The 20,359-nt window shown below is 36.0% G+C and carries 22 protein-coding genes; 8 read left to right on the top strand and 14 right to left on the bottom strand.

Features of this window, described 5'->3' with window-relative positions; genetic code table 11:
• The gene (locus tag AC3RVG_RS07030) at positions 1-264 is read left to right on the top strand and encodes a Txe/YoeB family addiction module toxin (protein WP_489690741.1); all 264 of its coding nucleotides are present in this window, start codon (positions 1-3) and stop codon (positions 262-264) included.
• Positions 265-273: 9 nt separating this feature from the next.
• On the opposite strand, the gene bshC is transcribed toward AC3RVG_RS07030, so the two are convergent.
• Complete coding sequence (gene bshC / locus AC3RVG_RS07035) at positions 274-1,869, bottom strand: bacillithiol biosynthesis cysteine-adding enzyme BshC (RefSeq protein WP_489690742.1); 1,596 nt, start codon at positions 1,867-1,869, stop codon at positions 274-276.
• A gap of 113 nt (positions 1,870-1,982) precedes the next feature.
• On the opposite strand from bshC, the gene AC3RVG_RS07040 reads away from it, so the two are divergent.
• Positions 1,983-4,460: a M14 family metallopeptidase gene (locus AC3RVG_RS07040; protein WP_489690743.1), complete on the top strand. Its 2,478-nt coding sequence runs from the start codon at positions 1,983-1,985 to the stop codon at positions 4,458-4,460.
• Positions 4,461-4,550: 90 nt separating this feature from the next.
• Here AC3RVG_RS07040 and AC3RVG_RS07045 read toward each other — a convergent pair whose 3' ends face one another.
• The 11 genes from AC3RVG_RS07045 to AC3RVG_RS07095 form a co-directional block, all read right to left on the bottom strand.
• Positions 4,551-5,303: a DUF6503 family protein gene (locus AC3RVG_RS07045; RefSeq protein ID WP_489690744.1), complete on the bottom strand. Its 753-nt coding sequence runs from the start codon at positions 5,301-5,303 to the stop codon at positions 4,551-4,553.
• Between the two features lie 52 nt (positions 5,304-5,355).
• Complete coding sequence (locus AC3RVG_RS07050) at positions 5,356-5,877, bottom strand: sigma-70 family RNA polymerase sigma factor (protein WP_489690745.1); 522 nt, start codon at positions 5,875-5,877, stop codon at positions 5,356-5,358.
• A gap of 250 nt (positions 5,878-6,127) precedes the next feature.
• The gene (locus tag AC3RVG_RS07055; protein ID WP_489690746.1) at positions 6,128-7,441 is read right to left on the bottom strand and encodes a gliding motility protein GldB-related protein; all 1,314 of its coding nucleotides are present in this window, start codon (positions 7,439-7,441) and stop codon (positions 6,128-6,130) included.
• A gap of 129 nt (positions 7,442-7,570) precedes the next feature.
• Positions 7,571-8,338 carry a hypothetical protein gene (locus tag AC3RVG_RS07060; RefSeq protein ID WP_489690747.1) on the bottom strand — a complete coding sequence of 256 codons (768 nt, stop codon included), beginning with the start codon at positions 8,336-8,338 and terminating at the stop codon, positions 7,571-7,573.
• A gap of 186 nt (positions 8,339-8,524) precedes the next feature.
• Entirely contained in the window at positions 8,525-9,559 is a 1,035-nt protein-coding gene (locus AC3RVG_RS07065) for an SAM-dependent methyltransferase (protein WP_489690748.1), read from the bottom strand.
• 207 nt (positions 9,560-9,766) lie between these two features.
• Positions 9,767-10,333: a HEPN domain-containing protein gene (locus AC3RVG_RS07070; protein WP_489690749.1), complete on the bottom strand. Its 567-nt coding sequence runs from the start codon at positions 10,331-10,333 to the stop codon at positions 9,767-9,769.
• 30 nt (positions 10,334-10,363) lie between these two features.
• Entirely contained in the window at positions 10,364-11,593 is a 1,230-nt protein-coding gene (locus tag AC3RVG_RS07075; protein WP_489690750.1) for a GmrSD restriction endonuclease domain-containing protein, read from the bottom strand.
• Positions 11,594-11,638: 45 nt separating this feature from the next.
• On the bottom strand, positions 11,639-12,169 hold the full coding sequence (locus AC3RVG_RS07080; protein ID WP_489690751.1) for a hypothetical protein: 531 nt from the start codon (positions 12,167-12,169) through the stop codon (positions 11,639-11,641).
• A 156-nt stretch (positions 12,170-12,325) separates the two neighbouring features.
• Positions 12,326-12,634: a hypothetical protein gene (locus tag AC3RVG_RS07085; RefSeq protein WP_489690752.1), complete on the bottom strand. Its 309-nt coding sequence runs from the start codon at positions 12,632-12,634 to the stop codon at positions 12,326-12,328.
• 26 nt (positions 12,635-12,660) lie between these two features.
• Positions 12,661-13,068, bottom strand: coding sequence for a hypothetical protein (locus AC3RVG_RS07090; RefSeq protein ID WP_489690753.1), 408 nt, complete (start codon positions 13,066-13,068; stop codon positions 12,661-12,663).
• 302 nt (positions 13,069-13,370) lie between these two features.
• Positions 13,371-13,979 (bottom strand): alpha-ketoglutarate-dependent dioxygenase AlkB family protein, encoded by a 609-nt coding sequence (locus tag AC3RVG_RS07095; RefSeq protein ID WP_489690754.1) that lies wholly within the window; start codon positions 13,977-13,979, stop codon positions 13,371-13,373.
• A 185-nt stretch (positions 13,980-14,164) separates the two neighbouring features.
• Between AC3RVG_RS07095 and AC3RVG_RS07100 the strand changes: the two genes are divergently transcribed.
• Both AC3RVG_RS07100 and AC3RVG_RS07105 read left to right on the top strand, forming a co-directional pair.
• A complete protein-coding gene (locus AC3RVG_RS07100) occupies positions 14,165-14,725 on the top strand; it encodes a LemA family protein (RefSeq protein WP_489690755.1) in 561 nt (186 codons plus the stop codon).
• 77 nt (positions 14,726-14,802) lie between these two features.
• Complete coding sequence (locus AC3RVG_RS07105) at positions 14,803-16,542, top strand: DUF2207 domain-containing protein (protein WP_489690756.1); 1,740 nt, start codon at positions 14,803-14,805, stop codon at positions 16,540-16,542.
• A 24-nt stretch (positions 16,543-16,566) separates the two neighbouring features.
• Here the strand turns inward: AC3RVG_RS07105 and AC3RVG_RS07110 are convergent, their stop codons facing one another.
• On the bottom strand, positions 16,567-17,232 hold the full coding sequence (locus AC3RVG_RS07110; RefSeq protein WP_489690757.1) for a hypothetical protein: 666 nt from the start codon (positions 17,230-17,232) through the stop codon (positions 16,567-16,569).
• Positions 17,233-17,262: 30 nt separating this feature from the next.
• A complete protein-coding gene (locus AC3RVG_RS07115; RefSeq protein ID WP_489690758.1) occupies positions 17,263-18,078 on the bottom strand; it encodes a 2,3,4,5-tetrahydropyridine-2,6-dicarboxylate N-succinyltransferase in 816 nt (271 codons plus the stop codon).
• Positions 18,079-18,257: 179 nt separating this feature from the next.
• Here AC3RVG_RS07115 and ruvX point away from each other — a divergent pair, with 179 nt between their 5' ends.
• The 4 genes from ruvX (at position 18,258) to AC3RVG_RS07135 (ending at position 20,331) form a co-directional block, all read left to right on the top strand.
• Positions 18,258-18,668, top strand: a complete 411-nt coding sequence (gene ruvX / locus AC3RVG_RS07120) for a Holliday junction resolvase RuvX (RefSeq protein ID WP_489690759.1) — start codon at positions 18,258-18,260, stop codon at positions 18,666-18,668.
• A gap of 45 nt (positions 18,669-18,713) precedes the next feature.
• On the top strand, positions 18,714-19,070 hold the full coding sequence (locus tag AC3RVG_RS07125) for a four helix bundle protein (RefSeq protein WP_489690760.1): 357 nt from the start codon (positions 18,714-18,716) through the stop codon (positions 19,068-19,070).
• A 38-nt stretch (positions 19,071-19,108) separates the two neighbouring features.
• A complete protein-coding gene (def, locus tag AC3RVG_RS07130) occupies positions 19,109-19,699 on the top strand; it encodes a peptide deformylase (protein WP_489690761.1) in 591 nt (196 codons plus the stop codon).
• Positions 19,700-19,764: 65 nt separating this feature from the next.
• The gene (locus AC3RVG_RS07135; protein ID WP_489690762.1) at positions 19,765-20,331 is read left to right on the top strand and encodes a DUF5606 family protein; all 567 of its coding nucleotides are present in this window, start codon (positions 19,765-19,767) and stop codon (positions 20,329-20,331) included.
• Positions 20,332-20,359 lie beyond the last annotated feature (28 nt).

Consider the following 20,359-nt stretch of genomic DNA (forward strand, 5'->3'; position numbering starts at 1 on the left):
ATGGAATATGTTCTAGATTTTACGGGACAGGCCAATGAAGATATTGCTTTTCACAAAAAATCTGGCAATCTAAAAATACTACAAAAAATTTTTCAGCTTTTAAATGATGCCATAGATCATCCTTTTGAAGGTCTTGGTAAACCAGAACCATTAAAATATAATCTTTCTGGTTGCTGGAGCCGCAGAATTAATAAGGAGCATAGATTAGTTTATGAAGTAAAGGGAGATAGGATTATTGTTCTATCCTTAAAAGGGCACTATTAACGGATTTCATTATAATTCCAAAACAGTAAAATTGAAGTCCAACGGATCCAAATTTTCCTTTATTACATCGAGCAATTCCGGTCCGTATTCCAAATAAAATTCAGAAAAGTTAAGCTGCCGTTCCTGTAAACTGTGGTTTGGAAATAATTCATTTTGAATATTTTTTAAACGTTCAATTTCTTCGGTATGTTTTCGTTTTTGGGCTTTCAGCAAACGCTTTTCAAGATTGTCTAAACCGTTTAATTGTTTCTTTTCCTGCGCACCAACAGCTCCCAAAAATGACACGTCGGTTTTTTCGGCTAAGGTGTATAAATCTTTAAACTGCTGTTTTAGAAATTCTTTTTGTTTTGAAAAATCTATTTCAATTTTTGAAATTTTATAGGTATGACGTGTAATAAGCTCGTGCTGCGGAAGAAATAATTCTTCGATATCGGTATTTAATTCTTTAAGTTTTTCTGAAAGATTTTTCGGAATCAAAAGCGCAGAATTCCGAAGTAATAATATAGGGAATGGCACTTCTACCGTATTAAAATAATCTTTTAATTGGAACCAATACGCCAGTTCTCCGCCACCGCCAATGTAACAAAGGTTGGGCAAAATCACCTCTTGATACAGCGGGCGTAATAATGCATTGGGCGAAAATCGCTCTGGATTTTCGTGCAATTCTTGTATAATTTCCTTTTTCGAAAAAGATAGTTCCGTAGCATTCACATAAAACCTGCCTTCCCGCTCAATAATGCGTTCGCGAATATTTTCTACTAAATAAAAAAGATTGATTTCCCGCGGATGAACTTGTTCCGAAAAACCCAAACTTGTAATTTTCTCTGTTGTTTCCGAAACCATTTTAAAGCTGAGGTTTTCTGTAAGCTCCTTTTCAGCATAGGGAATAAAACATCGTTTTAGATCGGCGTCGTTTCCATCAACAATTACAAGCCCGTGTTGATAAAACAAGGTATTCGCCAAATAGCGTGTCGCATCCGCAAGGTTGTCGTGTTTAATATACGCATCGGCAAACTGCGATATAAGTTTTTTGGCATTTTCACTTTCGCCAAACTCCTTTTTTAGTTGCTGTTTCACTTCGTTTAAGCCTTCCGTTGAAAATTCGCCAACAGCGCCAGCAGAAGGTCTATCCCACTTTACTTTTTTTCCGAAGAGGTTGAAATAATTAATTTCTTCAAAATCGTGATCTTCAGTTGCCATCCAATAAACTGGCACGAAATGATTTTTTGGGTATTCTTTATTCAGTTTTTCTGCAAGATTGATTGCCGAAAATATTTTATATAAAAAATACAACGGACCAGTAAAAAGGTTAAGCTGATGCCCTGTGGTTATTGTAAATGTGGAATGTTCTTTTAGCAGATCAATATTGCTAAGCGTAGCTTGAGAAATAGAATTATCGCCGTATTGAAACATTATTCGTTTCGCCAATAAATGCCTTTTTTCTTCAGTAAAATCCTTTTGTTTTTCTTCGAATTGATGTTTGAAATTTTCCAATTTTGGAAAACGTTTATAAAAAGGTTTCAGAGCGTCATCTTCAGCGAGATAATCGCAAATCAATTTAGAGAAATAACTTGTTTTTTTATAAGGAATAGAAAGGGCTGGCATAGGAATTTTAAAACGATTCGAACAAAAATACATTATAATTCAGAATTCAGAATTCAGAATTCTGAATTTGGTAAAACTTTAGTAGTTTTAGACCACCTTTTAAATAGTATAAAATGATGCGTTTTTTCACTCTATTATTTCTAGTATGCCCGTTACTAATCTTCGCTCAACTTCAATCTCCTTCGGAATTTTTGGGGTATGAAATTGGCACTGAATTTTCGCGTCACGCAGACGTGGTTGCGTATTTTGAACATGTAGCAGCCAATAGCGGAAAAGTGCAATATTTCGACTACGGAAAAACCAATGAACGCAGAAGGCTTACTTATGCTGTAATTTCTTCCGAAGAAAATTTGGGAGATTTGGAAAAAATACGAACAGACAATTTAAAGAACATTGGTGTATTAGCAGGCACTGCTTCGCCAGAAAAAGCAATTGTTTGGCTTAGCTATAATGTGCACGGTAATGAAGCGAGTAGTAGCGAGGCAGCAATGAATACCGCTTATAAATTAATTACCGAACACGCAGATTGGCTTAAAAATACAGTTGTAATTATGGATCCCGGTGTAAATCCTGACGGTCGCGATCGTTATGTAAACTGGTACAACCAAATGAAAGCTTCGCCATATAACTCATCGCGAGACGCAATTGAGCACAACGAACCTTGGCCTGGCGGACGACCAAACCATTATTTATTCGATTTAAATCGCGATTGGATGTGGGCAAGTCAAGTGGAAACGCAACAACGTTTAAAAATTTACAATCAGTGGATGCCGCAGATTCACGTAGATTTTCACGAGCAATATATTAATAATCCGTACTATTTTGCACCTGCGGCAGAACCGTTTCACGAAACTATTACGCCTTGGCAACGCGAATTCCAAAATACAATAGGTAAGAATAACGCTAAATATTTTGATGAAAACGGTTGGCTTTTCTTTACTCGCGAAAGTTTCGACTTGCTGTATCCAAGTTATGGCGATACGTATCCGCTATTTATGGGCGCTATCGGGATGACTTACGAGCAAGCTGGCCACGGAATGGCAGGTTTGGGAATTATAAATGATGAAGATATTGAACTCACCCTTGTTGATCGCGTGGCACATCACACCACCACCGGGCTTTCAACTATTGAAGTTGCTTCGCAAAAAGCAGCTAAGCTTAATTCTGAATTTGGGAAATTCTTTAAAAATGATAATTTAAAGTATAAAAGCTTTGTGCTTAAAGGGAATCCAGATAACCTAAAAGCATTGACGAATATGCTGGATCGCCACGAAATTAAATACGGATACGCAAACGGCGGAACCGTTTCGGGCCTTAATTATACCCAAAATAAAAAGGGTTCAATGGATGCAAACGGCGCATTGGTAGTAAGTACCAACCAGCCAAAAGGGAAAATGGTGCAAGTACTTTTTGAACCTAATGCAGCGCTTTCTACGCCGTTGACTTATGATATTACTGCTTGGAGTCTTCCGTATGCTTTTGGCTTGGAAACTATTGCCAGCACTACTTTGGTTTCTGCAAATGCTGCCAACCCGAGTAAAACGGTCTTAAATATAGCTTCGCCAAATGCAGCGGGATACATTGCAAAATGGAACAGTTTAAAAGATGCAGAGTTTCTTTCAACCTTGCTTCAAAATGATATTAAAGTGCGCTTTTCAGAAAATGAACTCGGTTTTGGTGGGAATACTTTTGGTCGTGGTAGTTTAATTATTACTCGAAGTGACAATAAAACCAACGCAGATTTCGATAAAATAACTACCGAAATAGCAAATGAATTAGGTCGCCAACTTTACGCTTCGCCAACGAGTTTCGCAGATAAATTAACCGATTTCGGATCGCAGAATGTACATTTAATTAAAAATAAAAAGGTGGCCATGTTGCAGGGCGAAGGCACATCATCTTTAAGTTATGGCGCACTTTGGCACTTTTTTGAAACACAACTAAAATACCCAATTACTTCAATAAATACAGACGATATTGGCAGAATTAAATGGAGCGATTATGATGTATTAGTACTTCCCGAAGGCAATTACAAAAAGATATTCGATGAGGATGCTTTTAAAACTCTCGAAGATTGGATTTCTAAAGGCGGAAAAGTTGTGGCTATTGGTAGTGCAATGCGAGTTTTTGAAGGGAAGGAAGGTTTTGATCTTGTTAAAAACGAAGATGAAAACACCAAAAAAGAAAAGGATACAGTAGCAAATATGGTTCCCTACGCACAACGCGAGCTGGATGGCACTAAAGATATGATTACCGGAAGTATCTACAAAGTTACGCTCGACAATACCCATCCGTTGGCATTTGGGTATGGCGACACTTATTACAGTTTGAAGCTAGGCAACGATTCCTATAAATTTTTAAGCGATGGTTATAACGTAGGTTATATAAATGGTGAAGCCGAAAGTGTATCAGGTTTTTCGGGCGATGTGGCGAAAAAAGGTTTAAAAAACTCCATCGTTTTTGCTGAAGCGAAAAAGGGGAGTGGCAGCGTAATTTATATGGTAGACGATGTGTCCTTCCGTTCCTTTTGGCAGAATGGGAAGTTGTTTTTAGCGAATGCTTTGTTCTTCGTTAATTCTGGGGGATACTAGTAACTGTAATATTTGCGGTTTACTATTTCAAAAGGAAAGAAGGAAAAAATTTTCATCAGAAATTGATTTCTAAGCCTTCAATTTGCTATTTTATTGCTTTTTGGAGAAATCTACGGTAACATCTTCCGTTTTAATTTCTGAAAGCAACTCTAATTTTCCATCTTCAAAAAGCTCATCAACTGTAGTTAAACTCACGTTTTCCCAAGGTTCTACTTGGTAATTTTCGTAGTCTACAAAACGGAGACCTTTAATTATTCTTGGGTTATACGCTTTTCTAAAACGTATGCCGCCTTTACCTGTAAAGAATTTATAGGCGAAATAATCCACAGTAAATTCATCTTGGCTTATCCAATACATATAAACATCTTCGTGATCGGTACCGCCACCTTCTTGGGCAAAAGTAACTTCCACTTCGTAGTATTTTTTACCGTTTATTTCCGCTTCGCCAACCAAATCTTTATTAACCGCAGGCGCGTTTAAACCGTAAGGTAATTGCACAAAATATAGCACAGAGTTTAGTGAATTGGAGTATTTACTAACAGTAGAATCTGCCAAAGTAAGTTTTGTGCCATTTGCGAATCGATCAAAGTTGCTATTGGTTAATACATCGCGTGTTTCTCCCAACGAATCTGTGATAGTTCGTGTAAGTTCAAAAGTGCCTTGTTGGCGGTGACTACTGTATTTAATATCGCGAAAAGTGAATTTTATAGTTGCAACGTCGTATTTTTCGCCACCAGCATTTTCAATGGTTTTATCGATAATTTGCTGGGCGGTGAGTTGTTTGTTTTCTTCTTTACAGGAAATGAAAAATATAAGGAAACCGATTATTGGGAGGATTCGCATAGGATTATTTTTTTTACAAATATACGAATGAAGTTGAGAATAGTTAGCTAGTCTAATTACATGTTGAACAATCGGATTCCCCAATTAAATTCCCGTTTTCATCAAACTCGTATTTGCAGCATTCGCTAAATTTTTCTTTTAAAATGTCTTTAGAACGCCGAATTCGCGCCTTTACATTTGCAAGACTGATAGCCAAAATTTTTGCAGCCTCATCTTGCTTTTTTCCTTCAATATAAACCAATCCAACGGTTTCTCGATATTTGGGAGGTAAGTCGTTTATAAACTTATCAAAACAGCAATATGCTTGGTTTTTATCCCTAACAGTTTCTTCCACTTCTGTAACTGGGGCTAAATATTTCGATTCATTTTTAAAGTAATTGGCAATCTCATTCCGCGCAATCTGAAAAACCCAAGCCCTTATTTTTTCTTCCTTCTTAACCTGCTGCAGGTTTTTGTGAATTTTCAAAAAGGTATTCTGAAAAATATCGCTGGTGGCAGTTTCGTTTTTCACCTTTTTTAAAATGAAAAAATAAAGTTCTTCATTATGCAGCCGCCAAATTCGTTGTGTTTCCATATTCAAAAATAAAAACAAAGGTTAGCTTTTACACCAACCTTTGCTAATTTAACAACAACTGCATTTTTTGCATTCACATCTTTCACAGGAGCAGGTATTTGCTGCGCAGTCTTTGCAATTGCATTTGGTGCAATCGCAATTGGTACATTTACAAGTATTCATAATATTGCTTTTAAGGTTCGTAAAGTAGACTCATAACTGTTGAAAAGGATACAATTTAATTGAACTTTTTTATGCCCTGTTACTAGCTTTATTTTTCCGAAGTTTTAAATTCAATTAAAAATTGCTTTAGCGGAATCCCTTTTTCCGTTCTAAAATTATTTGAAATTAAAATCTGATACTGCTTATTGGGTTCTAATTCTACTTTTATTATCCAAGATTTATTGTCCTCGGCCCAATATCTGTCAACAACTTTTGGAAAATTATCTTCCCCTAACGGACCATAATCCACGCCAGTGTTGTGCCCGTTAAGCGGTTCGGAAAATTCAATAGTCAGTTGTTTTGTATTCGGATTTACCGAAACACTTTTATTTTCGAATTCCTTTATTTTTAAAACAGTTGGCCGCGAATTGTCAAAATCGTTGTAAAGTGTTTCTATGGGTTTAGAAAAGAACTGGGTTCTGTTTATAAAATCTTCAATTTGTGGTTCGTTAGTGTAGTCTAATTCTATCATTTCCTTAATTGCTGCCTGCTTATCTTGTGCGCTATTGTAATTCAATTCAGCAATTTGATAACCTATATAATAACCTAAATCTCTTGTGTTGAATTCATTAATGGCATCGCTCCAAAGCCATTGAGAAACGTTGTTGCCGTAAAACATTTCTTCTTCAAATTTCTTTTTTACCGCTTGGTTTTGCTTTCCGTAATTTATGGCTGGTGCGTCAGACGAGGTTTGCATTGCAACCGTTGAAACAAATTCTGCTACTCCCTCGTGAAGGCAATATGAAAGTAGGTTGTGCACTAATTCATTTTGCTGGGTGTGTATATATTCGTGCACGTTTATAAGCACCAAACCATTAATAGGATTGCTGTCAAAATACAAACGTCTTCCGACTCTCGTCGCTTCCGGAAATTCAGAAGTTATCGCGTTTTTATCTGCCATTGCAATTTCACTTCCTATTAAAACGAGACTGTCTAAATATGTGCCGCCGGTGCGTAAAGCTCCAATTGTAAAGTACATTTTAGCAGGTTTCATTTCTGGGTAAATTGCTCTTATCTTTTCAATACCGCTGTTTAATTCTTTTTCATATTCATCGGTTTTTAAAGTGTTTTCGCGAATTGAAGCCCAGAATTTTGGATAACTATTTATAGCGTTTATATAATCTGCGGGCGTGTAATTTCTTGCTTGCATAATCCCTTTCAACCCTAAACTTCCTTTTTTAATATATAGGCTGTCTAAATATTTATACTGTAAAACAGAATCCTGCGTAGTGGCAATTTTATCATACGCATTCCAAAAGTTGGGGATGTCTGTAGTTATAATATTGCTATTTATAACGGTTGCTTTTTTAGCGCAACCAATAAGGCTGAAAACTAATAGCGAAATTAGAAAAGTGTTTTTCATTGGTGGAGATTTCGATTGAAAATAGGAGTGACTAAGCTGCTATGAAATATCAACGTATAAACTTCATTAATATATATTCGGAAAGATTTTTGGAGAAAGATACAAGTGCAGAACTTGTATAATTTGAAGCTAAACAGCATCTTCATCTTTAGGATCGTAGCCTGTTTTTTTCTTTATTCTACGGCGAATTATAAAAAACAACGCCCCAAACAAAAGGGCGATGAGTGCGCTCCAAAAGCTTAAAAAGTTGTCCCAAACTACGGTTCCCAATTCTTGTAATTTAGACATTAGCACAAATTTGCTATCTACTTTAACCACTACAGCAAGCGTTGCCGCAGTTTTTGGAACCGAAGTGCCCGTGCAATCTGCCGTATCGAAAAGCTCAATATTAGCGCTCACTTTTAAGGTGCCAGATTTTTTGGGGATAAGTGTAAAACGAACATCAGAGCCACTGGGGTGAATGCGCAAACAAGTAATTTCTAAAGGGGTTACGGTAAAATCTGGGGCATAGGGAGTAATTTTAGCGTATTGACCAATGCTCGCAGGAATCAATGTTTCATCCTGTACTTTATCGGGGAGCGTTGCTTTTATTATATCTGTAGCGCCAATCCAAACTTTTAATTCGCCGGCTTCATTCATTTTAAGATTTTCATCGGTTTCTAAAACTACCTTGTAATCTTCTCTTTTAAAAGGAGTACTGTTAGTAACCGAATCTAATTTTTGCATAGCAATAACACTGGTGCCATCTTTAATTATAATTTCGGTGATAGGGTCTAAATCTAAAGACACTGTAGCGTTATCATCTATTGAAACAGATTCAGGTGGAGCCTCGCCGCAACTGTATGAAAATATTAAAAAGGCTAAGTAAAAAAAGGCGTTTTTCGAAAATTCCATCATGATTACTTGGTATCGTTTTTATAATCGAATAGGAATGATGCGGCTTTAAACCGCTTTTACGAACCTATTTAATTCAAAATAAAAATTGGGGAGTTACTATTTGTAAACTGAGGAGTATCAAATATAAGAGTTTTTTTGAAAAATGCTGTGTTCTAGTGTTTAAGGTTTTATTGAGAATTGATTTCACTACGCGAGCGTGGTAGTTTGAACTTTTTCTGAAACGCTTATTTTATATTCAAGCTTTGGCTCTGCGGAGATTTCATAGTGTGTATCAATAGTTATTGATGCCATAGTGTTTGTAATATCCATTAACCGAAGCGGCGTGGTTAAACCGCTTTCACTAATATTAATTTTCGCATCCTTATAAACTTGTATTTCCGTTAAAAGATATAATTGACCGTATTCTTCCAATTTTTCAGAAGTAATTACAGTTTGTGATTTTTGAAATATGGTTTCACTAGTCTGCTGATTATTGATTTCGTGTTCAGAAAACATAGCTTCTTTACTTACTTCAAATATCTTTTTCGCTTTGTGATAGTGGTTGGCTTCAATTTTATCTGCAGCAATTCCTTTTGGTGATAAGCCAAGAAACAGTTCTATTTTTTCGGGGATAAATAAGGTGTCTTTCTTTACTTGCTGCATCAAATTTAGAAATATAGAAACCTGTTGCTCCTTCGCCAAAGCATTTTGCATGGTTTCGCTTATTATAATATCTGGCTCATTTTGAGTGTCTATTTTATAAGTTGTCGCATCATCCTGCACCAATGTAATAGTATAATCCTCCAAACCCAATTTTGAAATTACATTTTGCAGTATTTTAAAACTAAACGGATTTACTTCCACCAAGGTATAGTGTATATTTTGTTTAGGATGCCGTAACAGTAAAGGCAGGATAAGTGTGGCAAAAGGCCCAGTGCCAGCGTATAAAATATGAAGTTGCTTTTGGGTTTTAAGTTTATTTTTTATAGCGGCGTCTATGCCTCTAATAAATTGCCGTGTTCTAAGCAAATCGTCTAAGCACATAGCTGCCCAATGCGTGCCAAGGGCTTTTCCATTGCTAAATTCAAGATCGGTGCGACCAGCTTCTACATTCATCTCTTCGCCGCAGAGCTCGTTTAAAATGGCTTTGTACTCGGTAGTTGCTTGCAGTAAAGTAGCGTAGTTGAGTTCGTTTTCTAAATAGGCTGCCGTGCAGTTGAGGAAGGATTGTTTTAGGTTCATTGGGGATGAATTTTTTTTAATCGCTTGGTGGATGAAGATAAGGATTAAAAAAATTTTTGCGGGAAACTAATTGAGTAAATAAAAATGAGTTGTAAATCAAAAGATTAGTTTGAAGATTTTTTGTGTGAATCTGTAGTCTAGATTAATTACGTCAGAAATTAATAAGAAAAGGGTTATTTCTTGCCTTAGTTCTTCGTTGGTATTCGTTTATTTCAGAGTTCTGATTATTCCATCTATTCGACTTATTTCTGGAACTATTTGAACATCAATTCTACTTTTCTCCGTCTGCAAATCTATTTGTGCTTGTACACTGTGTGTAGTATGTGCGAAGCTTCCTCTCTTCTTTCCGAAGTCATCCATTACGTTTAACCAAGTTTGGTCAAACTCATCTTCCTCTACACCAAGTGGTAAAAGTATTTTCATTATATTTTTTGACTTCACACCGTGATTTTTCTTTAATAAATTGATGTAGTGAATGACTGTTTTATTAATACGGGATTCAATTTTATTTCTATCAGGTTTAGAATCCCAAGTAATATCTTTTGCACAGAAAGTCATTATTGATAAAAGACAATTACTTTTTTTACGAGAAGTTTTCCATAAATCAAGAGTTCTTTGAGCTTTTTCAGATGCCACATCCTCGAAATATGCTTCTATTTCTGCGTGAACTAGAATAACGTAACTTCTTATTTGATCTGATTCCTTCTTTGTGTAATTGCCCGAAACTTTAATTTCTGGCAGAAGATTTTTCTCGATCAAACTAATCCGGGACAAAAGTTTATTATGTCTTGAAGAATTAGCCATTTATAATATTTTTTCTATGTAAGTACCATCTTCATAAAAAGGCACTGTCACAGGAACATCTAGAATTATGGACAAAGATGTGCCCCAGGTAGTTAATCTTTTAAAGGTGTTATCCATACTTTTTGTCGTATGTTCGAAAGAAGTCAAAAATGCCTCATCGTTAACACATAACTGTTTGAAAGCTTTAATAATTTCTGGCTTCTTTCCTTCTGATTCTGCTAAAATGTCCTTAACACTGAAGTAATATACCATTATATCGAATATTGCCCTATTAAAATTATTTTGAAATGAGTCGCCTAACCACTTGCTAAAAGCTTGTCTTTGTCCTCCAAATAAGTCAATTGTAAACAGTATAGCCTCATTTAAATTACTTGCATCGGTCTCTATTTGGTCTTTATCTAATTCCCATCTATCGTTTAATATTTTGACGGTATTATCAAAAGCCTTTTTTAAGTTTCCTTCGTAAATTTTTAGAAAATACTTATTTGCAAAGTAGCGGATTACAATTTCGACATCTCTCATCCTATAATCAGGCTTCTTAAGATTTAGCATTGTTCTAATACCTTCACTTTCTATTGAAAATTCATCCGCGAAATCAATGAATGGTCCCGGATGCAGTGCTTGTCTTAATTCTTGCGGACTTAATTTTATACTACCTGTATTTAACCTAAGAAATACAGTGAATAGGAAAGATTCATTGGGCCAGTTTTTAATAATAGTTGTTCTAATACTTTGATTTTCCAGTTGATTTAACTCATCAATGTAATCGGCATCTTCTTTAAGTTTTCTATAAGTTTTACCATTTAAATCTGTTAGAATTTCGAGTCCAATAAGTCTTAACGGCTTAAATTCATCGTCAGTTTTCTGCGAAAAAAATCTTCTAATTGTTAATAGGCGTTGTTTGCCGTCAATTACAATGTATTTACCTCTCTGGCCTTTTTTTTCAGCTAAAATTATTTGTGGTATCGGTAAACCTAAAATTATAGATTCAATGAACCTACTTTTGGCTTTGTTTGACCAAGCATCCCTTCTTTGAAATTTTGGGAATAAATCAATGTTTCCTCTGAGCAATTGATTGTTAATTGTTTCTGCTGTCCAATCTGTGCCCCATATAACCGATTGACTGAAACTACCATCAGTCTGTTCAATATCCTCCTCGTTTTCAGCTCCAATATCTTCTGGGTCGTTATACAAATTTTCATCTAATTCCTCTTGGTCGAATTTTGTCATTCTTTCTTTTATTAATTAATTATATGCGGTATATACAACTGGCGTTTATCCGATATTGGTTCGGTTTATTAAGAGGTGGACGAAACTATCAGCTATCTTTTCAAGTTGAGAATTTATTTTTGATTTTTCAACATTTGCGTTTTCTATCACAAACCTCTCATCCCAATTCAATTCGCTTATTTGAGAGTTCAAGTATAGTTCTGCCTCCATTGAATTTGTAAAAAAAACTCCATAAACATTATAAAATCGACTTTTCCCATTTTTCACCATATTCTCAATATCAGATTGATTTAAATGACTCGAAATAAACGCAATTATCTGTTCATTAAAATGATTTTCAAAATACTCGTCCACGGTTCCGTATGTTCCTTTTTTTTCTTGATAACTACGATTACCAAAAGAAGCTTTGTTGTATTTTCGTTTTATTTCTGGATGTTTGATGTCCAAACCTATATTAGTTGGTAACGATTCATATTGTATTCCACAAAGTTTCTCAATCAATGATTTTTGTATTGTTGTTTTTCCAGTTCGGTCATTTCCAATAAGAATGAATAACATTTTTGTTTTTATAATCATAGTTTTAGTTTTTATAAGATTTCTGGTAACGTTAATTTTTACGAGCTTAAGCATTTTATAGCCGAACCTCTCCAAATACAAACCAAATATCCCCAGGATTTTCCAAGTTAGAACAGACCAATCCGTAGCTTTTATACAGTGTTGCCCATAGCTATTTTACCCCAAGTTTTCTTTAAATGCATTCATTATTTTGTCATTCGGTGAAGAGAATAGGGCAAAAATGTTGTCCGAATTCGCAGTCGATTTTACGTTAATATTCGTTTTGTCATTTAGTTCAGTCAATACGATTTGTATTTTTCCAACTACTGTGGCTTTTTTATAATTTGCTGAAATTTCGTTAAGCAAATCATTTGACGATACTTTGCTAAATCCGCCATTATTTAGTGCATTCAAACACTTTTCCTTTATTGCCGTGACGTTTCCGCTAACTTGGAAATTCTGTTCCTTACTTTTTCTTACAGCCATTTTAAAATATTATATGTGTGTTTTCTTTACTCAATTCTAATATTATTTTGACTTACCCAATAAATTCTAATATTAAGTTCTTTTAATGCAGGAATTATTTGATTAATTACTTGTCTTTGTGATTCTATGTCAGGCAATGCAATTCCCACTTTGGTTTTATTTCCCGCTGGCATATTGGAAATAACTTTCATAGTTGCCAACAATGCAACAGAAATATGTGATTTAACTTGATTTCCATTAAATGCGAGTCCATATCTGTTCGAGGTTTTTGATGCACTTGTTTCGCCTTTTGCTTCGATGTATAATTTTTCGTATTCATTTTCCGCAATTATGTCAATTCCGGTTTGATTAGTAGTCAAACTTTGGATAATTCGATATCCTTTCGTTTCGAGGAAATCGGTTAATTTTTCAACTATATCATTCTCGGTTTGCATTTTTTCATAATTGTGAGCAACATGCATATATGCGATTACAGCAAAACTAAATTGCATTTATCCCGCACATGTAAACAGGTTAATATTCAAATATAATTTAAAGTAAAATTCCCCCATTGCGGAATACCGTAATGAGGAAAATTAATTACCCTCCTTCGCACAACGCATGAGTCTTTAATAAAACTTCGGCGACATGCGGGCGGAGGGAATTAATTGGGGAGAATTTCAAATATACTTTTTTATTTATAACAAACAAATAGCTATAACGTAGGAAGATACGTACCCTAAAACTTAAAAAAAATTTACACTTCAATCGTTCTAAAAGTAAGATTAACCCTTGGAGAATCTACTTTTTTAGTGGGCGGTAAACGGTGTAGCCAGTGCTTTTGAGTGGTGCCCGTCATTATTAAAAGGCTGCCGTGTTCTAAGTTTAGCGTAACGGTTTCTTTGCTTTCTTTATGTTTAAAAGCAAACTTGCGCTCCGCGCCAAAACTTACCGAGGCAATGGCGCCGTTCTTTTTTAAATCTTTTTCGGCATCGCTGTGCCACGCCATGCCTTCGTCCCCAGAATGGTATAAATTGAGCAAGCAACTATTAAAAGTTTCGCCGCTTTTTGATTCAATATGTTTTTTAAGTTGGAGTAATTCGGGCGTCCACAAAAGCGCTTTTTTGGTGACTTTAGAGTAGGTGTATTCAAATTCGCGTTCGCCGTACCACGCTACTTTTCGTTTGGTGATTATCTTTTTTCCGAAGATAATTGCTTCGTCGTTTTTCCATTCAATTGTATTGAGGAGAATTTCGTAATAACGGCTAGCTTCGGCTTCAGAAAATATTTTTCCGTAGTAATAAACCTCACCCTCTTTAGGCAAGAGATTACGGTTGCTATCCATTTCAAATTCGAACAATTTCATAGACTTCAAAGCTATTGCTTTCTTCTGAAAACTTAACCAAAAAAAAGTGTGTGTATCGTGCTGCGGCAGTAAATGGCTAAAAAGCAATATTTTGAAACCTAATTTCAGATTGTTCTTTAAGGCAAAGTCACAGAAATTATAGTATCTTAGATTTCATTTTAAACTAACAACCAATAACCAACACTATGAGTATTATTCTACTTTTAATAGGCGTACTAGTAGTCGTGGCACTACTGTTCGCGATTGTTTACAACCGTTTTGTAAAAAACAAAAACGTGGTAAAAGACGCTTGGAGCAATATAGATGTTGCCCTAAAACGCCGTTACGATCTAATCCCAAACCTTGTGGAAACAGTAAAGGGATACGCAGCACACGAAAAGAAAACTTTGGAAAGTGTAATTGCTGCCAGAAACACTGCAATGGCGGTTCCGTCTGGCGATATAAACGCGCAGATTAAAGCGGAAAATCAGCTGCAGCAAACTCTGCGAAGTATTTTTGCATTAAGCGAGGCGTACCCAGATTTAAAGGCAAATGCTAGCTTTTTAGACTTGCAGCAAAAACTAAATGAAATTGAAGAGAATTTAGAGCGCAGCCGCAGATATTACAACGGCACTGTTCGGGAAAACAATACTTATGGCGAAAGCTTGCCGGGAGTGCTTTTTGCTGGAATGCTAAACTATCAGCATTTCGACTATTTTGAAGTTGACGAGGCTACGCGCGAAAATGTAAAAGTGAGTTTTGATTGAAATTTCGAGTTATTGAGTTTTGGGTTACTTGTTTATTAAGCGAGTAACCCCATAACTAAATCGCTATATTATTTATTATGAATTGCACGCTGCCCAAAAATACTACAACTTACAATTATCTGTTCTTTAAAAAACTATTTCTGCTTTGCATAGGAATGCTTTTTATTCTGAATGCTACCGCACAGGATTTTACCGTAAATAAAGCCCAAGTAGATATTTATATTAACGAGCAAGGTTATTTTGATGTGGTAGAAAAATACAATATCACTTTTAATCAAGAAAGACACGGTATTTACAGAGGGATAACAACAAATTACAATCTAGAAAATGCCGACGGAACTCAGGAAAAACGTAAGATTAAAGTTCGAAATATTGACGTTGCCAAACATAAGTTTGAAGCAGATTTCGATTTTATACAAAAACTAAGCGACAGGCTTGAAATAAAGATTGGAGATAAAAATAAAACGGTTATTGGGCCGGAAACCTACGAAATTAAATACAGGGTATACAATGCCTTTCTTTTTGAAGAAGATAAGATTGTTTTCTACTGGAATATTAAATCGGACGAGTGGTATACTATTTTTGAAAAAATAGATTTCAACGTTCATCTACCCGGTAATGCGCCTTTAAGTTTGGACGATATTTTTGTTTACACAGGTTTTAATGGCGAAAACAAGGTTACTAGCGATTATGAAATAAAATACGATAACGATGTTTTTAGTGCTACGAGTCTTCCAGATTTTAGATCGTATGCTGGCGAGAACGTTACAGTTTTAATAAATATGCCCTTAGGAACTGTGAAGGAAATAAAACCGTGGTGGCCCTTTTGGACAGATTATGGTTGGACCCTAATTTTAGGAGGTTTATTGCTTGCTTTTTATGGTGTTTGGAATAAATACGGAAAAGATGATAGGGTAGTGGCAACCACTAGTTATTTTCCGCCCAGCGGAATAGATCCACCAATGGCCGGCTTTTTAATAGATGATAACGAAGACACGCAAGACCTTTTGTCATTAATTCCTTATTGGGGTTCGAGAGGGTTGATAACGATGGAGCAAATTCCTAAAAAAAATTGGTTTGGAAAGGATGATACCAAACTCACAAGATTGCGCCCTTTACCCGATGGCGCTCCCGATTACGAAGTGGAAATTTTTAGTGGCCTCTTTGGAAGCGCGGACACCCAAGGGGAAAAGGAAGTTTTAATAAGCAGTTTGGTTAACACATTTTACACTAAAATGGCGAGTGCCAAAGCAATGCTGAAGGCGAAGGCTCAAATATATTACGAAGCAGAAGCCAAGAAAATGCAAACCCGAACAATTGTAGCAACCATACTGATTGGAGTTATATTATTCTTTGTGTTTTTACTTACGTGGGGGCTTTTTGCGGCTTTGGCTGTAATTCCGGTAACTATATTTTTATTATTTATGACCGTGCATTTGGTGAAGAAAAATTCCAAAGGCACCGAAATACTTTCAGATTTAAAAGGATTTAAAAACTTTATAAAAATAGCCGAAGAAAACAAACTGAAAATGCTCTTGCGCGATAGCCCTTCTTATTTTGAAACTACAATGGGTTATGCGCTCGCTTTTGGTTTGTTCGATCAATGGGCGAAGAAATTTGAAGCGTTAAATCTGCAACCGCCAAGTTGGTACACATCTTCTACCGGTGCGTTTACGATGCACAATTTTTCAAATTCGTTTGCTGGTTCTATTTCGGATGCAAAAACTAGTATGGTAAGTTCGCCATCCAGCAGCGGTTCTGGTGGTGGTGGATCTTCGGGTGGTGGTTTTGGCGGCGGCGGCGGCGGAAGCTGGTAGTAAAATTATAGCTAAACCAAGCTGCTATTTTTCGTAATACAATTTAAATACTTGATACATTTTCTGTGCTTCCACTGTTGCGCTTACCAAATAATAGGTATCTGTCTTTTCAACTATTTCATATAAATACCTATCGCCGGGGATGCTTAAATTAGCGCGCGTTTCGTTATTGCTTTTTATAAATTCAAGTTCAAATTGGTTAGTACCAGTCCATTCAAAAGTTAACTTGGAATAGGTATTGTCTGCAAAATCATCTTGCCAAAAACCATCTTTAATAGTCACATTTGTTTTTATTCCGTCGGCTTCAAAGTAGCTGAAGTTTTCTGTTTTCTTAAAACGCTTTAAATCTTTATTCGAAATTTTAGCTATTGGTTTTTCTGTGGCTAGAACAACATCGTCTTTGTGTGGTTCCAGTCTTTGCAGTAGCTCCTGAAAAACCACACAATTACGCTGTAGTCTGTAATATAAACGTTTTTGAAAATCTTCCAGCTCATCTATCGGCACATCCGCCAAAACGCTATCCATAGGGTCTCGGAAAAGAATATCCATTTTTATTTCATCATTTTCAATATAATCTAATGTAGCCAAATAGTTACAGAGTTTATCTGAAGCGGCATCCACTTCTTCAACGTTTTGCGCAAATAGGGCTGTGGTGAAAAGGAGAATAAATGCTGAAAGGAAGTTTTTCATTATTGAATTTATAAAGTTTTCGAAGCAATTTTAAACAGCCACATTATATTCCCGCAAAGCATCATTCAACGATGTTTTTAGGTTTGTACTTTCTTTTCGTTGCCCAATAATTAAAGCGCAGGGCACTTGGTATTCTCCCGCAGGAAATTTCTTAGTGTAACTCCCTGGAATTACCACCGAACGAGCAGGAACCGATCCTTTTGTCTCAACTGGAGTATCGCCTGTTACATCTATAATTTTAGTAGAAGCGGTAAGCACCACATTTGCGCCCAAAACGGCTTCTTTACCCACACGAACACCTTCAACCACTATACAGCGCGAACCTATAAAAGCGCCGTCTTCAATGATTACTGGTGCGGCTTGCAGCGGTTCTAAAACGCCGCCAATGCCTACACCGCCACTTAGGTGTACATTCTTACCAATCTGTGCGCAGCTGCCCACTGTGGCCCACGTATCTACCATTGTGCCTTCATCTACGTAAGCACCAATGTTTACATAACTTGGCATAAGAATTACACCGCTGGAAATATAAGCGCCATGGCGTGCAACAGCGTGTGGTACCACGCGAATGCCTTTGGCTTCGTAACCAGATTTTAAAGGAATTTTATCGTGATATTCAAAAATACCGACTTCAATGGTTTTCATTTTTTGAATAGGGAAGTAGAGCACGATGGCTTTTTTAACCCATTCGTTTACTTGCCAGCCGTTTTCAGTAGGTTCTGCACAACGCAATACGCCCAGATCGCAAAAGTTTACCACTTCGCGAATGGCTACAATAGTTTCAGTTTCGGAAAGTAGGGAACGGTCTTCCCAGGCTTTTTCTATAGTTTGTTGAAGGTCTTTCATATTTTTTTGCAATCAAGATTAAAGGGAATCAAGAACCAAGACAGGCAAATTAGACGCTTTCGTCCTGTTTCCCATAAGTCATGTTTCCTGTTTCTATTTTCACAAATATAAAACCTCCAATTCAATTAACTAATGATTTTTAGTATAGTAATTCACAAACACTTATTTTTGCAATCTCTATGGGAAGAATTTTAGCATTAGATTACGGTAGCAAACGAACAGGCGTCGCTATTACAGACGAGTTGCAGATAATTGCTTCGGGTTTAACAACGGTGGCCACTTCTGAATTGATGGATTTTTTAAGGAAATATATTGCTTCAGAAAAAGTAGAATTGGTTTTGGTGGGCGAGCCAAAGCAAAAGGATGGAACCCATTCCAACATAGAAGTAGAAATTCAGAAGTTTTTAAAGAAATTTTCCAATGTTTTCACAGATATAGAAGTGAAACGTGTCGACGAACGTTACACCAGTAAAATGGCTTTCCAAACAATGATTGACAGCGGCCTAAAAAAGAAACAACGCCGAAACAAGGCATTGGTCGATGAGATTAGTGCGACAATAATTTTGCAGGAGTATCTTTATAATTTATAATGAATATTGTTTAATGAATAATTTCATTTTTAAAATTTTATAAATATGGAAAAGGATTTAAAACTACGCTCCAAAACCTTTGCGCATCAATGTGTTAAACTGGCTATTTCACTATCTAAAACAAAATTGGGAAGTCATATTGAAGGTCAGCTTATTCGATGTTCAACGTCAGTTGCAGCTAATTATAGAGCAGCTTGTTTGGGGCAATCAAAGAAGAGTTTTATAGCCAAACTTAGTATTGTTGTTGAAGAAGCAGATGAGAGCAATTTTTGGATTGAATTTTTAATGGATGAAAATCTTTTGCCTAAAGAAAGCTGTGAGCCTTTGCTCAAAGAATCTGCAGAATTGACTTCCATTTTCATAGCTTCAAGAATTACCGCCGAAAAAAATTTAAATAGATAATTATTATTCAATATTCATTAGCCATTAAACATTAATAAATGATTTTACCCATAATAGCCTACGGCGACCCAGTTTTAAGAAAGGAAACCGCAGAAATAACGAAAGACTATCCTAAACTGGATGTGGTGCTCGAAAATATGTTTGAGACTATGTATGAGGCGCACGGCATCGGTCTTGCGGCTCCACAGGTAAATTTACCTATCCGTCTTTTTATAGTAGATGCAAGCCCATTTGAAGATGATGAAGATCTTACGGAGGAAGAACAAAAATTTGTTTCTACCTTTAAAAGAGTATTTATGAATGCCCGAATTATTGAGGAAACTGGTGATGAATGGGCGTTTAATGAAGGTTGCTTAAGTATTCCTGATGTGCGCGAAGATGTTTTTCGCCAACCAAACATCGTAATTGAATATGAAGACGAAAATTTTAAAAAACACAAAGAAAGTTTTAGTGGAATTGTAGCGCGAATTATTCAACATGAATATGACCATATTGAAGGTATTCTCTTCACAGACAAGCTTTCACCGCTGAAAAAACGATTGATAAAAAGCAAATTAGCAAACATTTCTAAGGGCAATGTGGGCATCGATTACAAGATGAAATTCCCTAATGCAAAAAAGAAACGTTAACTCGCTTGTATATATTAATCAAACCAAAGATATTTGTATCTGTTAAAAAATTTTAAAGGTATTTTATGAGCTTAGAAAAAGTGCTTTCCATTTCCGGTAAACCTGGACTTTATAAATTAAAATCACAAACCCGTGCGGGCTTTTTAGCCGAATCGCTTTTAGACGGTAAAACTATAAACGTAAGTGGACGCCACAATGTGAGCCTACTTTCAGAAATAGCTATTTATACCCTAACGGAAGAAGTTCCACTTCGTGTAGTTTTCAAAAAGATTTTTGAAAAAGAAGATGGAAAGGCAACCATAGACCACAAAGGTTCTAAAGAGGAATTAGAAGAATTCTTCTTCGGTATAATGCCAGACTATGATGAAGATCGCGTGTATTCAAGCGACATCAAAAAAGTGGTGCAGTGGTATAATATGCTCATCAAAAACGGAATCACAGATTTTTCTGAAGCTGAAGAAGAAAAGAAAGGCGACGATAATGAAGCCGGCGATGCAGCTAAAGAAACAAAGAAACCAGCTGCTAAAAAGAGCGCAGCACCAAAGAGTGCCGCTCCAAAAACAGCATCACCAAAGGCTTCTTCTGGTAAAAAAGGAGGATCTACTAAAAGTGCAGCATCACGTAAAACCTAGTATTTAGTTACTAGATTTTTGAATTATA

Source organism: Aequorivita sp. IT1282, assembly GCF_058068205.1.